The 15,495-nt window shown below is 70.8% G+C and carries 13 protein-coding genes and 1 riboswitch; of the genes, 6 read left to right on the top strand and 7 right to left on the bottom strand.

All coding sequences use genetic code 11. From position 1 onward, the window contains the following. Positions 1–64: 64 nt before the first annotated feature. Positions 65–736, top strand: a complete 672-nt coding sequence (locus ACXN5W_RS26130) for a hypothetical protein (protein WP_473161030.1) — start codon at positions 65–67, stop codon at positions 734–736. A 255-nt stretch (positions 737–991) separates the two neighbouring features. Continuing rightward, complete coding sequence (locus tag ACXN5W_RS26125; RefSeq protein WP_473161029.1) at positions 992–1,798, top strand: response regulator; 807 nt, start codon at positions 992–994, stop codon at positions 1,796–1,798. Here ACXN5W_RS26125 and ACXN5W_RS26120 read toward each other — a convergent pair. Together ACXN5W_RS26120 and ACXN5W_RS26115 are read right to left on the bottom strand one after the other, a co-directional pair. After that, positions 1,795–2,340, bottom strand: coding sequence for a GNAT family N-acetyltransferase (locus ACXN5W_RS26120; RefSeq protein ID WP_473161028.1), 546 nt, complete (start codon positions 2,338–2,340; stop codon positions 1,795–1,797). The genes ACXN5W_RS26125 and ACXN5W_RS26120 overlap by 4 nt on opposite strands. A 183-nt stretch (positions 2,341–2,523) precedes the next feature. Beyond that, positions 2,524–3,462 carry a LysR family transcriptional regulator gene (locus ACXN5W_RS26115; protein WP_473161027.1) on the bottom strand — a complete coding sequence of 313 codons (939 nt, stop codon included), beginning with the start codon at positions 3,460–3,462 and terminating at the stop codon, positions 2,524–2,526. A 71-nt stretch (positions 3,463–3,533) separates the two neighbouring features. On the opposite strand from ACXN5W_RS26115, the gene ACXN5W_RS26110 reads away from it, so the two are divergent. Further along, a complete protein-coding gene (locus tag ACXN5W_RS26110; RefSeq protein WP_473161043.1) occupies positions 3,534–4,487 on the top strand; it encodes a dihydrodipicolinate synthase family protein in 954 nt (317 codons plus the stop codon). 47 nt (positions 4,488–4,534) lie between these two features. Here ACXN5W_RS26110 and ACXN5W_RS26105 read toward each other — a convergent pair whose 3' ends face one another. The 4 genes from ACXN5W_RS26105 to ACXN5W_RS26090 form a co-directional block, all read right to left on the bottom strand. Further along, positions 4,535–7,069, bottom strand: a complete 2,535-nt coding sequence (locus ACXN5W_RS26105; protein ID WP_473161042.1) for a glycoside hydrolase family 2 protein — start codon at positions 7,067–7,069, stop codon at positions 4,535–4,537. Between the two features lie 80 nt (positions 7,070–7,149). Continuing rightward, entirely contained in the window at positions 7,150–7,944 is a 795-nt protein-coding gene (locus ACXN5W_RS26100) for a carbohydrate ABC transporter permease (protein WP_473161041.1), read from the bottom strand. 125 nt (positions 7,945–8,069) lie between these two features. Next, the gene (locus ACXN5W_RS26095) at positions 8,070–9,089 is read right to left on the bottom strand and encodes a carbohydrate ABC transporter permease (protein ID WP_473161026.1); all 1,020 of its coding nucleotides are present in this window, start codon (positions 9,087–9,089) and stop codon (positions 8,070–8,072) included. Between the two features lie 229 nt (positions 9,090–9,318). Further along, entirely contained in the window at positions 9,319–10,602 is a 1,284-nt protein-coding gene (locus ACXN5W_RS26090; RefSeq protein ID WP_473161025.1) for an ABC transporter substrate-binding protein, read from the bottom strand. Between the two features lie 368 nt (positions 10,603–10,970). Here ACXN5W_RS26090 and ACXN5W_RS26085 point away from each other — a divergent pair, with 368 nt between their 5' ends. The 3 genes from ACXN5W_RS26085 to ACXN5W_RS26075 all read left to right on the top strand — a co-directional run bounded on the left by ACXN5W_RS26085 (position 10,971) and on the right by ACXN5W_RS26075 (position 14,307). After that, positions 10,971–11,990, top strand: coding sequence for a LacI family DNA-binding transcriptional regulator (locus ACXN5W_RS26085; RefSeq protein WP_473161024.1), 1,020 nt, complete (start codon positions 10,971–10,973; stop codon positions 11,988–11,990). A gap of 205 nt (positions 11,991–12,195) precedes the next feature. Continuing rightward, positions 12,196–12,280, top strand: a riboswitch (ZMP/ZTP riboswitch). Between the two features lie 187 nt (positions 12,281–12,467). Continuing rightward, the gene (locus tag ACXN5W_RS26080; RefSeq protein WP_473161023.1) at positions 12,468–13,733 is read left to right on the top strand and encodes a serine hydroxymethyltransferase; all 1,266 of its coding nucleotides are present in this window, start codon (positions 12,468–12,470) and stop codon (positions 13,731–13,733) included. A 154-nt stretch (positions 13,734–13,887) separates the two neighbouring features. Beyond that, entirely contained in the window at positions 13,888–14,307 is a 420-nt protein-coding gene (locus ACXN5W_RS26075) for a PH domain-containing protein (RefSeq protein ID WP_473161022.1), read from the top strand. Between the two features lie 26 nt (positions 14,308–14,333). Here ACXN5W_RS26075 and ACXN5W_RS26070 read toward each other — a convergent pair whose 3' ends face one another. Continuing rightward, complete coding sequence (locus ACXN5W_RS26070; RefSeq protein ID WP_473161021.1) at positions 14,334–15,260, bottom strand: 2-hydroxyacid dehydrogenase; 927 nt, start codon at positions 15,258–15,260, stop codon at positions 14,334–14,336. Positions 15,261–15,495: the final 235 nt, after the last annotated feature.

Raw genomic sequence — 15,495 nt, 5'->3', positions numbered from 1 at the left:
CGGCATCCGGTCGACCGCTCGGACCCCTGATCGCGGTCGGTGATCGCGAGGAAGGCATGGACCTATGAGACGACGATGGGTCAGGCAGGCACTCCTGGGACTCAGCGGGATGGCGCTGGTCGGGTCGCTGGTGGCGGCACCGCCCGGTGCGCAGGCGGCAACCGCCGTCCACCCGCCGGCCGGGGTGGCCAAGGGCGAGCCCGGCAAGCCAGGCAAGCCGGACAAGCCCGGTTCCGGAGACCCATGCCGGGACGCGACCAAGCCGGGCGGAAAGCCGGGCGACAAACCCGGCGGAAAGCCGGGCGACCAGCCCGGCGGAAAGCCAGGTGACAAGTCGGCCGACAGTCCCACGGACAAGATCAAGTCGGCGAAGCTGGCCAGCGTCGGCGAGCGGGCCGGCTCCGGGGAAAAGGTCAGGATCGACGGCAGGTCCGAGCCCAAGCCCGGCGACAAGCCCGGCGACGAAGGCAAGCCCAAGCCAGGCGACAAGGGCCGTTCCGTCGGTGTCCTGGTGTGCGGCGGTATCGCGGAGATCGGCGGAAAGCCCGGACGCGACGCCCTGGTTCTCAAGACCGTGAAGGGCCCCGTCACCGTGCTGCTGACCCGCAAGACGGTGATCGTCAAGGACGACGTCGAGCAGCCCCGCGAGGTGCTGCGGATCGGCATGCGGGTGGCGGTCAAGGGCGAACTGGCCAGGAACGGCACCGTCAGGGCACTCGGCGTCCTGGTGCGCTGACCGCCAGGCACATCCGGCAGACGCCGAAACCGCGGACCCGGCAACCGGCCGGGTCCGCGGACCTGCCGCACCCGGCCGGTCCGTGCACCTGACCGGTCCGACGGAGATCCCGTCAGGCCGCCGGTCCAGCGTCCCGTCCGGCGTGGGCGGTCTCGGCGTCGACGTGGACGGACCCGGCCGGCGAGCGGGAGCGGGAGCGGGAGCGGGTCGATGCTGTAACCGAGGTGTTAGGCCGGATTCGGCAGGCTGGTTCAGGTGACGATCCGGGTGATGGTGGTTGATGATCAGGCCGTTGTCCGCGCTGGGCTACGTACCTTCCTGAACGAGGCCCCGGACATGCACCTCGTCGCGGAGACCGACGACGGCGCGCACGCGGTCGAGATCGCCACCCGCAGCCGGCCGGACGTCGTACTCACCGAGATCCACCTGCCCGGCCTGGACGGCGCCGAACTCACCCGCCGGATCCGAACCGGGCACGGCGGCCCCCTGCCCGCCCACCGGTCCGGCTCTCTCCCCGCCCACCGGTCCGGGTCCCTGCCCGCCCACCGGTCCGGGTCTCGGGCGGCCGTCCCACGGGTCATCATCCTCACCACGCTCGACCACGATCAGCACGTCTTCGCATGCCTGCGGGCCGGCGCGAGTGGATTCCTCACGAAGGACACCCGACCCGACGAACTGCTCGCGGCGATCCGGGCCGTCGCCATCGGGGACGTGGCGATCGCGCCCGCCGTCACCCGGCGGCTGGTGGACTGTCTGCTCGGCACGTTCCCCGCCGCCGACCCGGCGCTGTCGACGGCGCTGGACACCCTCACCGCCCGCGAGCAGGAGGTCCTCGAACTCATCGCCCAGGGACTGTCCAACGCCGACATCGCCGAACGGCTCTACATGTCGATCGGCACGGTGAAGTCGCACGTCAGCCGGATCCTGACCAAGTTGGGCCTGCGTGACCGGGTGCAGGCGGTGGTCCTGGCGTACCGGACGGGTCTCGTCCGGGCGGCACACCGGGAACCGACCCTCGTCGGTGACCGGCCACCACATCGCGGTGCCGGCGTCGACACTTAGGCGGGCGGTTCCAGCGTCGCGTAGAGCACCAGATCGGCGCTGTGGTCGCCGAAGTTCAGCGCCTGCCGCAACACTCCCTCGTGCTCGAAGCCCAACCGTTCGGCGACCGCCCGCGCCGGGCGGTTGTCCACCATCGTGCGGATCTGCACCCGCCGCAACCCGCGCTCGGCGAAGACCGCCCGGGTGAGCGTACGGACCGAACGAGTCACCAGACCCTGGCCCTCCGCCGCCTCGTCCAGCCAGTAGCCGATGTCGCCGGTCAGATTGAGCGGATCCAGCCGCATCCCGCAGCTACCGACGATGCCGTCCCGGTCGTGCTCGATCAACGTGTAGATCTCGGTGCCCTTGGTGAAGCCGTCGAGGCAGGACGCGATGTACTCGCGCGTGCTGCTGACCGACGGCGCCCAGGCGGCCCACGGCTGCCACCGGGCCAGCCGGGCCTGGTTACGCTCGATCAACGCGCTCACCACCGGGGCGTGCCGCAGCTCCGCGAGAACCAGCCGGACCGGATCGCCCGGACCGTCCACGATGAGCGAGAACATCCTGCCTCCCTGCCCGCCGGTCCGGACCGCGGCGAGTCACACCCTAACCCCTCCCGCACCGGTAGGGCCGGACCGAACTGGCGGAAGATCGCCGTGAGGGCCCTGGTCATTTCCCGTACACCGCGTTCGCTTCCGGTACCCGGCGTCAGTCCCGGCACGCCGCGTCAGTCCCGGTACGCCGCGTCAATCCTGGTACATGGCGGCGGCCGTGCGGATCGCGGCGATTCCGGCCGCCACGGCCGGATGTCCCACCCCACCGCGACGGTACGTCAGGGCCGTCCGGCGGCGGAGAGCCAGCGGGATGAGACGGACACCGTCCGGCGGGTCCACCACGGCGAGCCGCGGCACCAGGGCCACCCCCTGACCCGCCGCCACCAGCGCCAACACGGTGGCGAAGTCGTCGGCGTGATGCCGCAGCCGTGGCGTGAACCCGGCGGCCCGGCAGGCGTACCCCGTCATGGCGTAGCAGAGTGTGCCGGGACTGCCGACGATCCAGTCGGCACCCCGTACCCCGGCCAACGGATCCGGGTCGGACCCGCCGGCGACGCCCCCGCCGGCCATGCCCGTGGCGGGTCCGTCGGAGGCATCGGTGGCGGGTACCGCGAGGTGGACCGTCTCGTCCAGCAGGGGTTGCGCGTCCAGCGCCGGATCGGGCTCCGCGGGCACGACGTCGTAGTCGTGGACGAGGGCGAGGTCCAGCCGCCGGTCCCGCAGCGCGTCGGGCACCGCGACCGGATCCAGCTCGGTGACCGCGAGATCCAGCCCGGGATGCTCGCGGCCCAGTGCCACGAGGGCACCCGGCAGCAGGGTACGGGCGGCGGTGGGGAAGGCCCCGATCCGCAGCGTCCCGGACAGGCCGGTCCGGGCGGCGGCCATCGCCGCGCCGGCCCGTTCGAGCCCGGCCAGGATCTCCTCGGCGTGCCGGACCAGGACGGTCGCGGCGGGGGTGAGCGCGACCCGCCGGCCGGCGCGGACCAGCAGCGGTACGCCCGCCTCCCGTTCCAGCGTGCTGAGCTGCTGCGACACCGCCGACGCCGTGTAGGCGTGCGCCTCGGCCACCGCCGCGATCGTGCCGAGCCGGGACAGGTCGCGCAACAGGTGGAGCCGGCGTACCTCAAGCATCAGTTCAGCTTACGGTTCTGCTAAGGAATCCGAACTGGACCTTATGGTGCGGGATGATCGAGGCTGGGGGCATGACGCTCACCGGGCTGTACGTACCGCTGGTCACCCCGTTCGGGTCGGACGGACAGGTCGACACCGACGCGCTTGCCGCGCTCGCGTACCGGCTGCTGGACGACGGCGCGACCGGCCTGGTCGCGCTCGGCACCACCGGCGAGCCCGACTCGCTCACCGAACCGGAACGGCGGGCCGTGCTCGACGCGGTGCTCCGGGTGTGCCGGGAACGGTCGGCGCCGCTCGTGGTCGGCGCGAACACCGAGGCGCGGCTGCGGGAACTCACCGACCGGCCTGAGGTGACGGCCGCGCTCACCCTGGTACCGCCGTTCGTCCGGCCGGGCGAAGCCGCCACGCTCGCCCACTTCGACCGGCTCGCCTCGGCCAGTCCGGTACCGCTGATCATCTACCACGTGCCGTACCGCACCGGGCAGCCGTTGTCCGCCGCCACGCTGCTGCGGCTGGCCGAACTGCCCAACATCGCCGGGGTGAAGCTGGCCACCGGCGGCATCGACGCGGAGACGGTGGCGCTGCTGGCCCACGTACCGCCGGGATTCGCGGTCCTCGCCGGCGACGACCTGTACGCCGCCGCGCTGCTCGCCCTCGGCGCGCCCGGCGCGATCCTGGCGTCCGCGCACGTCGCCACGGCCGCCTTCGCGGAGTTGGTTCGGGCCTGGCGGGCCGGCGACGCGGTCCGGGGACGGACCCTCGGACACCGGCTCTCGGCACTGTCGGCGGCGCTGTTCGCCGAGCCCAACCCGACGGTGATCAAGGCGGTGCTGTACGAGCGAGGTGAGCTGCCCAGCGCGCGGGTCCGGCCGCCGCTGCTGCCGGCGGGCCCCGCCAGCACCACCGCCGCACTACGCGAGGCCGACCACACCACCGCCGTGCTGCGCGAGGCCGACCACACCACCGCCGAGCTGCGGTACGTGGCCGGAGCACTCGCCGCGACGCCGGCCGAGCTGGGGCGTTAAGAAGGGCCCCCTGCTATACAAAAAGCGATAACAGGGGGCCCTTCCTGTCAGGTGATGTCGTTGACGCAGCGCAGGACCGGGCGGGTGATCAGCGCCGACGGGTCGAGGTCGGCGTCCGAGCGCACGCTGAACGTGCTCGACTCCCCCGGCAGCAGGGTGCGCAGGGCGTCGTCCACCGTCGCGTCCGGGTCCAGCCGGTCCGGGAAGAGGGTGAGATCGCGCAGCAACGTCCGCGCGTTCACCTGAACCCGGTAGCCGCCGGGCACCCGGTCCACCTGGGCCGTGTAGTCGGCGGCCGGCCAGTCGAGATCCCGGTCCTCGGCATAGAACCACAGCGCCCGCTCGGCGCCGCCGGGCCCAGCGCCGTGGGTCGGTTCCGGGTCAGAGGCCGGCTCGGGGCCGGTCCGGACGGCCGGACCGGAGGCGCCCTCCAACTCGGCACGCAGCAGCTCACCGCGCGGATGCTCCGGGTCCGCCAGGTCGGCCGGCACGGGCAGCGCCACCGCCGAGTACGCCGGCACCCGCGCCGGTAGCGACGCCTTGGCCCGCGGTTCGCCGTCCAGGGTCAGCCGGGCCAGCGCCAGCTCCGTCGACCAGGGCGCCGGGGTCTCGTTGACCACCACGACCACCAGCCCGCCCTCGTGCGGTTGCACGGTCAGGAACCGGTCCGCGTACGAGCGGCGCAGCGCGTACCACAGGGGTTTGCGCCGGCCGTCGCCGTCCACGGCGGACCACGAGGTGACCGGCCAGCAGTCGTTGAGCTGCCACATGATCGTGCCCATGCACACCGGGCGGTGGGCCCGGAAGTGCTCGATGCCGGTGGCCAACGCGCGGGCCTGGACCACCTGGGTCAGGTAGTGCCAGTCGTCGAAGTCCTTCGGCGTGGGCAGGTGCGCGTCCAGCCCCCGCTGGAGCTTCAGGTCACCGTCGATGGCCTTCTGGTGGTGCGCCATACCGGCGGAGTCGTGCGCCAACGGATCGTCGGACAGCGCCCGGCGCAGGGTCGCGTACGTCGGTGGCGCCTGCCAGCCGAACTCCGCGGCGAACCGGGGAAGGTACTGGCGGTACCTGGTGTAGTCGTCGGTGTTCCAGACGTCCCAGATGTGCATGGTGCCGTGCCCGGGATCGTTCGGGTGCAGATCCGTTCGGCCGGACCACGGGCTGCCCGGCCAGTACGGCACGGTGGGGTCCAGTTCGGCGACGATGCCCGGCAGCAGGTCGAGGTAGTAGCCCTCGCCCCAGGTGCGGCCGGCCAGCGGCTCCCGCCAGTCCCAGTCGTGGAAGCCCCAGATGTTCTCGTTGCAGCCGGTCCACAGCACCAGGCTGGGGTGTCCGGCCAGCCGGGCCACCTGTTCCCGCGCCTCGGCGGCCACCTCGGCGGGGAACGGGCCCTCCTCCGGGTAGGCCGCGCAGGCGAACAGGAAGTCCTGCTGCACCAGCAGCCCGAGCGAGTCGGCCAGGTCGTAGAAGTCGTCCGACTCGTACCGGCCGCCGCCCCAGACCCGCAGCAGGTTCATGTTCGCCTCGACGGCCTGGTTCAGCCGCTCGGCGTACCGCTGCCGGTCGACCCGGGTCGGGAACACGTCGTCCGGGATCCAGTTGGCTCCCTTGACGAAGACGGGCCGGTCGTTGACGACGAGCGTGAACGGGCTGCCGAGCGCGTCCGGCGTGGTCTCCAGGCGGATCGAGCGGAACCCGATCGGCCGTTCCCACCGGTCCAGCTCGACCGCGTCACCGATGGCCTCGGTCGGGCCGTCCGGGGCGGCGGGATGCAGGGTGACGGTCAGCGGGTAGCGCGGCTGCTCACCGTACCCCCGGGGCCACCACAGCTCGGGATCGGCGACCGTGAGGTCGAGCACGGTCGTCCGCTCGCCCGGCGGGACGACCGTGACGACGCGCGACCCGGCGACGGTGGCCGCCACCCGCACCGGATCGCCGCCGGTGCGGTCGAGCCGGACGTGGACCTCGACCCGGCCCCGGCCGTCAGCCACGGTGACCAGCGGCCGGACCTCGGCCAGCCGCGCGGTGTCCCAGCGGTGCAGCGAGATGGGCTGCCAGATCCCGGCGGTGACCAGCGTGGGTCCCCAGTCCCAACCGAAGTTGCAGGCCATCTTGCGGATGAAGTTGAACGGTTCGGGGTAGGCGTTCGGCCGGTCGCCCAGCTGGTCGCGCAGCGCCTCGGCGTACCGGTACGCCGATTCGAACCGCACCCGCAACACGTTCTCGCCGGTCCGCAGGGCGGCCCGGACGTCGAACCGCCAGCCCCGGTGCATGTTCGCGGTACGGCCCAACTCGATGTCGTTGAGCAGCACGGTGGCCACCGTGTCCAGGCCGGCGCAGACCAGGTCGACCCGTTCGGTGTCCGCGCCGGACCAGTCGAACCGGGTCTCGTACGTCCACTCGGTGCGCCCGATCCAGGACAGCAGCTTCTCGTTCTGGTCCAGGTAGGGGTCCGGAATCAGCCCGGCGGCCAGCAGATCGGTGTGGACGCAGCCGGGAACGGTGGCCGGTACCGGAACCCCGGCGATGTCGGCGGGTACCTCGGGGCCGGGCGTGGCACGCAGCACCCAACCGTCGTGCAGTGGTCGGACGTCGCCGGGGCGGGGACCGGGCCGGCCGGCCCCGGAGGTGTCGCCTCCGGGGCGGCCGGTCTGGTCTGCGGTCACGTCTTCACCGCGCCTTCCATGATGCCTCGGACGATCTGCCGGCCGCCGATGCCGAGCAGGATCAGCAGCGGCAGGGTTGCCACGAACGCGCCGGCCAGCACCCGGCGGAAGATGACGTAGTTGCCGCTGGCCAGGTCGGAGATGGCCACCATGGAGGTGGGGAAGTCCGACCCGGCGAGGGTGATCAGCGGCCACTGGAAGTCGTTCCACATGGCCACGAAGGTGAGCAGACCGAGCACCGCCAGCGCCGGCCGGATCGCCGGCAGCACGATGCTCCAGTACACCCGCATGGTGGTGGCGCCGTCCATCCGGCCCGACTCGACCAGTTCGTCCGGCACGGCGTTCAGGATGAACTGCCGCATGTAGAACACCCCGAACGCGGTGACCAGGTTGGGCGCGATGACCGCGAGCAGGGTGCCGTTCCAGCCGAGCTTGCCCATCACGATGTAGAGCGCCACGATGCCGAGCTGGCTCGGCACGGTGAGGGTGAGCACGACGATCAGCATCAGCGCGTTGCTGCCCCGGAAGCGCAGCTTCGCGAAGGCGAAGCCGGCCAGCGAGCAGAAGAACAGCATCGAGAGGGTGACCACCGTTGCCACGATGGCGCTGTTGATCAGCGACGCGGCGAAGTAGACGTCCTGCATCGAGAAGACCTCGCGCAGGTTGACCATGAACTGGCTACCGGGCACCACCGCCGGCGGCACCTTGGCCAGCGCCTGGTCGGTGCTGGTCGCGATCACGAACATCCAGTAGAGCGGGAACGCCGAGAACAGCACGATCAGCCCGAGCATCAGGTACGTCCGGACGCTGCCCGGGGTGTCCTGTGGGGCGCGGCCGAGCAGGGCCGCCCGGCGCCGGCCGCTCGGTGTGGCGGTCGAAACGCTGTGCCGGGCCCGATGTCCCTCGGTGCTTGTGGTCACCGTCGTCCCCCTCCGAGTCGGTTGGTGATCAGGCTGTTGAGGCCGGTGATCAGGATGACGATGACGAACAGCGCCATCGCCATGGCGGCCGCGTAGCCCAGGTTGAGGTCCTTCCAGCCGACCTTGTAGATGAGCTGGGCGATGGTTTGCCACTCACCGTTCGCACCCCCGGTCGCCTGTTGGGAGTTCTGTTCGAACAGCATCGGTTCGGTGAACAGTTGCAGGCCACCGATGGTGGACAGGACCACCGTGAACAGCAGTACGGGTCGGATCATCGGCACGGTGATCTGCCAGAGCTGCCGGTTGGGTCCGGCGCCGTCCAGCGCCGACGCCTCGTACACGTCCCGGGAGATGGACTGCATGGCGGCGAGGTAGAGCAGGGCGTTGTAGCCGATCCACTTCCAGTTGACCATCGTGGCGATGGCGATCCAGGAGTGCAGCTTGTCGGCCCGCCAGTCGATCGGATGGTCGGCACTGCCCATGCCGAGCAGCCCGAGCACCCAGTTGGCCACGCCGTCATCGCGGGCGAGGATCGTGTTGAACACCATCGTCGAGGCGGTGATCGGGGTGACGTACGGCAGCAGGACGCCGACCCGCCACCAGGTCTGGCCGCGCAGTTGGCGGTTCAGCACCGAGGCCACGACCAGGGCGATCAGCAGCTGCGGGATGGTCGACATCACGAAGATGCCGAGCGTGTTGTAGAGCGCGTTCCAGAAGTCGTCGTCGCTGGCGAGCTTGGTGAAGTTCTCCAGCCCGGCCCAACCGGCGCGGGTCGGGTCGTCCAGGCGCCAGTGCCGGAACGCGACCACCGCGTTGAAGATCAGCGGGAAGAGGCCGAACACCAGGAAGATGAGAAAGAACGGGGCGATCATCGCGTACGGCATGTAGCGCATGTCGAAGCGCAGCAACCGGTTGCGCAGGTTCGACGGGCGCGCGCCCCGACCGGGGGCCGGTGTGCCCTTGGCGAGATCGGCCCACTGGCCGCCGGGGGGCGGCTGGGTGCGGGTGGTGGTCATAGGTATCTCCAGAGGGGTCGCCGGAAGGGCGGCTGGAACCGGTTCGGACTCGCGGCGCACGAGCGGGGCCACGAGGTCCGCGACCCGCCGCGCGGGTCGCGCACCCGAAGGCCCTGATTCACGGGTACCGGGCCGGTGGGACACCGCGGTCCGACCGACCCATGAGGGCGGGCCGAGACCGGACCGCCCTCACGGCGATCCGGTCCCGGCCGATCCCCTCAGTCGCCCATCAGGCGTTGGCCGCCTTCTGCGCTTCCTTGACCGCCTCGCCCCAGGCGGCTTCGGGCTTCAGACTGCCGTTCTGTACGCGGGTCAGCACGTTCTCCACGGCCACCCGGGTCGGGCCGGCCTTCTTGCCCAGGTACTGCGGCTGCAGACCCTGCGCCATCTTCGGGAAGATCTGCCCGACCGGCGCGTTGCTGAAGAACGGGTTCTTGAAGTCCGCGATCGCCGGGTCGGTGTAGAGCGCCGGCTGCGAGGGCAGGTTGCCGACCTTCTTGAAGATGTCGATCTGCTGCTCCGGCTGGACCAGCCACTCCAGGAACTTGTACGCCTCGTCGACGTTCTTGCCCTGCTTCGGGATGGTCAGCCAGGAGCCACCCCAGTTGCCGCCGCCGCCGGGAACCGCGGCGATGTCCCACTTGCCGTTGGTCGACGGCGCGGTGTCCTTGATGTGGCCGAGCATCCACGCGGGGCAGGCCAGCACGGCGAACTTGTTGTTCAGGAAGCCCTTGTCCCAGTCGGCCTGGAAGCTGGCCAGGTTCGCCGACAGCCCGGCCTGGACGGCCTTGACGCTGTAGTCGAACGCGACCTTCGGGCCGCCGTCCATCTTCAGCTGGTCCTCGGTGTCGTAGAAGCCGACCGGCTGCTGGCTGAGGACCGGGTTGAACATGTTCGACGCGGCGTCGATGAACTTCTTGTGCGTCTTGCTGGTGTACTGCTGACCGACCTCGATGAACTTGTCCCAGGTGGGCCAGAGGGCGGAGACCTGGTCCCGGTCGGTCGGCAGGCCGGCCTGCTTGAACAGGTCCGACCGGTAGCACATCGCCAGACCGCCGACGTCGGTGCCGAGGCCGATCTGGACCTTGCCGTCCGGGGACAGCGAGTTCTTCCACTTCCAGGGCAGGTACTTGCTCTCGTACGACGCGGCGCCCTTGTCCAGCAGGTTGACGAACTTGTCCGACTGGGAGCGGAACTGCACGATGAAGCCCTCGTCGACGGCCGCGATGTCCGGGGCCCCGGAGCCGGCGATCAGCTTCTTCTGCAGGTTCTCGTGCTGCGCGTTGTACTCGCCGGTGTCCAGCTCGATCTTGACGTTGGTGTGCGCGGCCTCGTACTTCGTCTTCAGGTCCTGCAAGCCGAAGTCACCCCAGAAGGCGATCTTCAGGGTCACGTTGCCGCCGCTACTGCCGCCGGAGTCGCTTCCGCTCTTGCCACTGCACGCGGCGACCATCGAGGTCGCCACCAGCCCCACCGCGGCCACCCGCAGCCACCTGGGCAAAGACCGTCTCATTGCCAATCCTCCGACCACCATGTGGAAACGCTCCCAAGATCGAGGAACGTTGACTGAACCGGATAAGTGAAAGCCACCGTAGGTGCGGTTCAGGAGACGTGTCAATAAGCGACCAACGCCGTGGCCGAGCCGTAACCTTGGCCACAGCGCTGCCGAGGCTATGGGGGTTTTGTGACTCTTTACCGTTACATGGAGCGCTCCCACCAGTTTCAACGTTGTAAGAAAGATCACGAGCCATGGCGCAAGACCACTATGCTTAACCGTGCAAGTAGCCCCCCTTCCGGTGTCCGGCCAGGCCGACCCGGTAAGGGCTCGGGACCCCGTCACGGCTTACCGGCGGCGGGCGGTACACACGCGGAGGAGCGCCGGTGAAACGGCCCACGATCGCAGACGTGGCCCGGCGGGCCGGGGTGTCCAAAGGCGCGGTCTCCTACGCGCTGAACGGTCAGCCCGGTGTCTCGGCGGCCACCCGGCAACGCATCCTGGCCATCGCCGAGGAGATCGGATTCAATCCGAACAGCGCCGCCCGGGCCCTCTCCGGCGCCAGCGCCCGAGCGGTCGGCCTGGCCCTGTCCCGGCCGGCCCGCATCCTCGGGATCGAACCGTTCTTCATGGAACTGATCAGCGGCGTCGAGTCGGAACTCTCCGCCCGGGGCTACGCGCTCACCCTGCAGGTGGTCTCCGATCCGGAGGACGAGATCACCGTGTACCGGCGTTGGTGGGGCGAGCGCCGGGTGGACGGCGTCTTCCTCTGTGACCTGCGCGCCGACGACCGGCGGGTGCCGATGCTCGAGGAACTCGACCTGCCGGCCGTGGTGATCGGCGGTCCCGGGCACACCGGTCGGCTGCCGCACGTCTGGTCGGACGACGCCGCCGCCGTCACCGAGACGCTGGAGTACCTGATCGCGCTGGGCCACCGCCGGATCGCCCGGGTCGGTGGACTGACCGGCCTGCTGCACACCGAACTGCGGTCCGCGGCCTTCGAGCGGATGCGCCAGCGCCCGGAGGTGCGCTGGGCGGTAAGCGTCCCGTCCGACTACAGCGGCGAGGACGGGGCACGGATCACCCGACGGTTGCTCAGTGCCGCGGAACGGCCCACCGCGATCATGTACGACAACGACGTGATGGCGATCGCCGGGCTGTCGGTGGCCCAGGAGATGGGGTTGGCCGTTCCGGGCGATCTGTCCATTGTGGCCTGGGACGACTCGCCACTGTGCCAACTCGTGCATCCCGCGCTCACCGCGCTCAGCCGGGACATCCCGGCCTACGGCGGGCGGGCCGCCCGGCATCTGCTGCGGGCCATCGGCGGCGAACCGGTGGGGGCGTACCAGGATGAATCGGCGCACCTGACGCCCCGGGGCAGCACCGCTCCACCCCGGAATAGCTGAATCGTTTAAGCGCGTCTGAGCGGCGGCGGCGCACCCATCCCGGCCCCGTTTCAAGTTCCCACCGGCTACCCCGACGACCAGAATCACCCAACCGGACAACCGGTGCCGGTTCGGCCGTACGACCGATGGGTGATCCACTGGGCTGGTCTCCGGATCGAACCGGCGTGCCGACCCTGCCGGCTCAAGGTGCCACCGGTTAACATGCACAGGTACCTGCGACTGGCGCGGCGAGGTGGAACCGACCACCGGGGAGCGACCGGATGCGTACGCCGTGCGCCTGGGTGTACGCGGAGACCGGCGGGCACACGCCCGCCCGGTCGACCGCGTGGGCGCCATGAGCCGTGGCCACACCGGGGTCGACCGGGCGCGGTAGCGGGCCCGCCTGGCCCTCCGTCGCGCGCCGCCTGACAGGATCGCCGACGGGCAAAGCCGCTCACCTCGCCGGTCGCGGCCGGCGTACCAGCCAGGAGGACGCTCGTGCACGTACCATCGATCGCCAGTCTGACCGCGGCGGACCCGCAGCTGGCCGCCCTCGTCGAAGGCGAGGCGCAGCGCCAGCACGACAAACTGCGGATGATCGCCTCGGAGAACTACGTCTCGACGGCGGTGCTGGAGGCCAGCGGCACCGTGCTGACCAACAAGTACTCGGAGGGTTACGCCGGGAAGCGGTACTACGAGGGCCAGCAGTTCATCGACCCCATCGAGACGCTCGCCATCGAGCGGGCCAAGGCCGTCTTCGGCGTCGAGCACGCCAACGTGCAGCCGTACTCCGGCTCGCCGGCCAACCTCGCCGTCTACCTGGCCTTCCTCTCCCCCGGCGACACGGTGCTGGGGATGTCCCTGCCGATGGGCGGCCACCTCACCCACGGCTGGTCCGTGTCCGCCACCGGCAAGTGGTTCAACTCGGTCCGCTACGGCGTCTCCCGGGAGACCGGCCTCATCGACCTCGACGAGGTCCGCGACCTGGCCCGCCGGGAACGCCCGAAGGTGATCTTCTGCGGGGGTACGGCGGTACCGCGCATCATCGACTTCGCCGGCTTCGCCGAGATCGCCCGCGAGGTGGACGCGGTCCTCGTCGCCGACATCGCGCACATCGCCGGCCTGGTCGCCGGCGGTGCCCACCCGTCGCCGGTCGGGCACGCCGACGTGATCACCACCACCACCCACAAGACGCTGCGCGGCCCGCGCGGGGCCATGATCATGACGACCGCCCAGCACGCCGCGGCGATCGACAAGGCCGTCTTCCCCGGCCTCCAGGGCGGCCCGCACAACCACACCACCGCCGGCATCGCGGTGGCGCTGCACGAGGCGTCCGGGCCGGACTTCCGGGCGTACGCGGCACAGATCGTGGCCAACGCCAAGGCGCTGGCGGCCGGGCTGGTCGACCGGGGCTTCGACCTGATCTCCGGCGGCACCGACAACCACCTGATCCTCGCCGACCTCACCGGCAAGGGCATCGGCGGCAAGCCCGCCGCGCAGGCGCTGGACCGGGCCGGCATCGAACTGAACTACAACACCGTGCCGTACGACCCGCGTAAGCCGTTCGATCCGTCCGGCATCCGCCTCGGCACGGCGGCCCTGACCACCCGTGGCCTCACCGAGGAGCAGATGCCCCAGGTGGCCGCCTGGATGGACGAGGCGGTCAGCGCCGCCGTCAAGGACGACGACGCCGCCCTGGACCGGATCGCCGGCGAGGTGCGTGACCTGCTCGCCACCTACCCGATGCCCGGCTACACCGCCTGAGACGCAAGGAAGGGGCCCTTGTTATCGCTTTCCGTATAGGAAGGGCCCCTTCTTGACCAGGCACCGGCACCGCAACGCCCGCTCGGGTCCGGCGGAGCGGCCGGTGCGGGCGCCCGCCTCCAGCGGCCGGTGACCTAGGTGCGAAAATTGCCGGGTGAGCAGCGCCGACACCGTTCGCTTCCGGCACAGCCAGACCATCTGGCTCGCTGCCCTGATCGCCCTCATCGGTGCCCTGCCGGTGGCGAGCCTCCACTGGTATCTCGCGCCGATCCTGCTGGTGCCGCTGGCGATCGGCCTCTGGGCCTGGCGCGCCGGCACCCAGGCCGACCGGACCGGGCTACGGCTGCGGGCGCTGGCCGGTCAGCGGCACATCCCCTGGTCAGCGATCGCCGACCTGGCCGGGGATCAGCGCGGGCGGGCGATCGCCAAGCTCACCGACGGGCGGCTGGTCCGGCTGCCCGGCGTACGCCGATCCGACCTGCCACGGCTGGTCGCGGCCAGTGGCCGGCCGCTCGAAGCGACGACCACGACGAACCCCACGGCCACCGACCCGACCGGCCAGCCGCCTCAGTAGCCGTCGACCTCAGTACGCTGTCGACCTCAGTAGCCGTCGACGACCTGGTTGAGCAACGGTTCCCCGGCCAGGAAGCGACGCAACTGCGCGCCGACCAGCCGGTACGCCCGGGGTAGCAGCCCGCGCACGGAGCCGCCGACGTGCGGAGTGAGCAGGACACCCGGCAGATCCCAGAGGGGATGGCCGGCCGGCAACGGTTCCGGGTCCGTGACGTCCAGCGCGGCCCGCAGCCGGCCGGCGGTCAACTCCGCCACCAGCGCCCCGGTGTCCACCACCGGTCCACGGGCCGCGTTGACCAGCAACGCCCGGTCCGGCATCGCGGCCAGGAACTTCGCGTCCACCATGCCGATGGTCCGGTTGGTCAAGGGCACGATCAGGACCACGATGTCGGCCGCCGGCAGCAGCGTCGGCAGCTCGGCCACGCCGTGGACGCCCTCCGCCGGTCGCGCGGTCCGGGCCACCCGGGTGATCTCCACCTCGAACGGCGCGAGCCGGGCCCGGATCGCCTCGCCGATCGAACCGGCGCCGACGATCAGGACGCGCTTACCGGCAAGCTCGTCGGTCGGGGTGAAGTCCAGCGTTGCCCACTCGTGCCGGGCCTGCGCCCGGGCGAACTCGTCGAAGGCGCGCAGGTGGGCCAGGATCGCCGTGAGCACCCACTCGGCGGTGGACGAGTCGTGTACGCCCCGGGCGTCACACAGGACGACGTCCCCGGCCAGCCGGTTCACCCAGGCATCCGCTCCGGCTGACAGCAACTGCACCACCCGCAGGTCGGGCAACCGGTCGGCGAGTCGCACGGCGTCGCCGAGGGCGAGAAACGGCGGCACCCAGAACCGCACGCCAGCGCCGCTCGCGGGCGCCCGCTGCGGATCGGCGACCACCTCCACCCGTACGTCGGCGGGCAGTTCACCCAGGAGCGCTCGGCCCTGCTCGTGCGGGATCCACACCTTCACGAGGGCCGACGATAGCCGCGTTCGGTCCGGCCCGCGCCGTCGGGATGAAAGGAAGGGCACCTTGTTATCGCTTTTTGTATAGGAAGGGCCCCTTCTTAGCGCCGGCGCCGTCCGGCGGCCCTGTCAGCCGGGCCGGTCGTCAGATTGGTCTGTCGGGCGGGGCTTTGTTGGGGGGGGGGGGGGGGGCAGACAAAAACCCACCAAAACAAAGAAACAAACACAACACCAAACTCCA

The sequence above is a fragment of the Plantactinospora sp. A48 genome, assembly GCF_055793945.1.
This window is presented reverse-complemented; position numbering and strand designations above follow the sequence as displayed.

Coding starts and splice junctions, on each gene's coding strand:
- ACXN5W_RS26095 (WP_473161026.1), bottom strand. CDS start 9,089: ATGACCACCACCCGCACCCAGCCGCCCCCCGGCGGCCAGTGGGCCGAT.
- ACXN5W_RS26110 (WP_473161043.1), top strand. CDS start 3,534: ATGACGCTCACCGGGCTGTACGTACCGCTGGTCACCCCGTTCGGGTCG.
- ACXN5W_RS26115 (WP_473161027.1), bottom strand. CDS start 3,462: ATGCTTGAGGTACGCCGGCTCCACCTGTTGCGCGACCTGTCCCGGCTC.
- ACXN5W_RS26130 (WP_473161030.1), top strand. CDS start 65: ATGAGACGACGATGGGTCAGGCAGGCACTCCTGGGACTCAGCGGGATG.
- ACXN5W_RS26120 (WP_473161028.1), bottom strand. CDS start 2,340: ATGTTCTCGCTCATCGTGGACGGTCCGGGCGATCCGGTCCGGCTGGTT.
- ACXN5W_RS26090 (WP_473161025.1), bottom strand. CDS start 10,602: ATGAGACGGTCTTTGCCCAGGTGGCTGCGGGTGGCCGCGGTGGGGCTG.
- ACXN5W_RS26100 (WP_473161041.1), bottom strand. CDS start 7,944: ATGCTCGGGCTGATCGTGCTGTTCTCGGCGTTCCCGCTCTACTGGATG.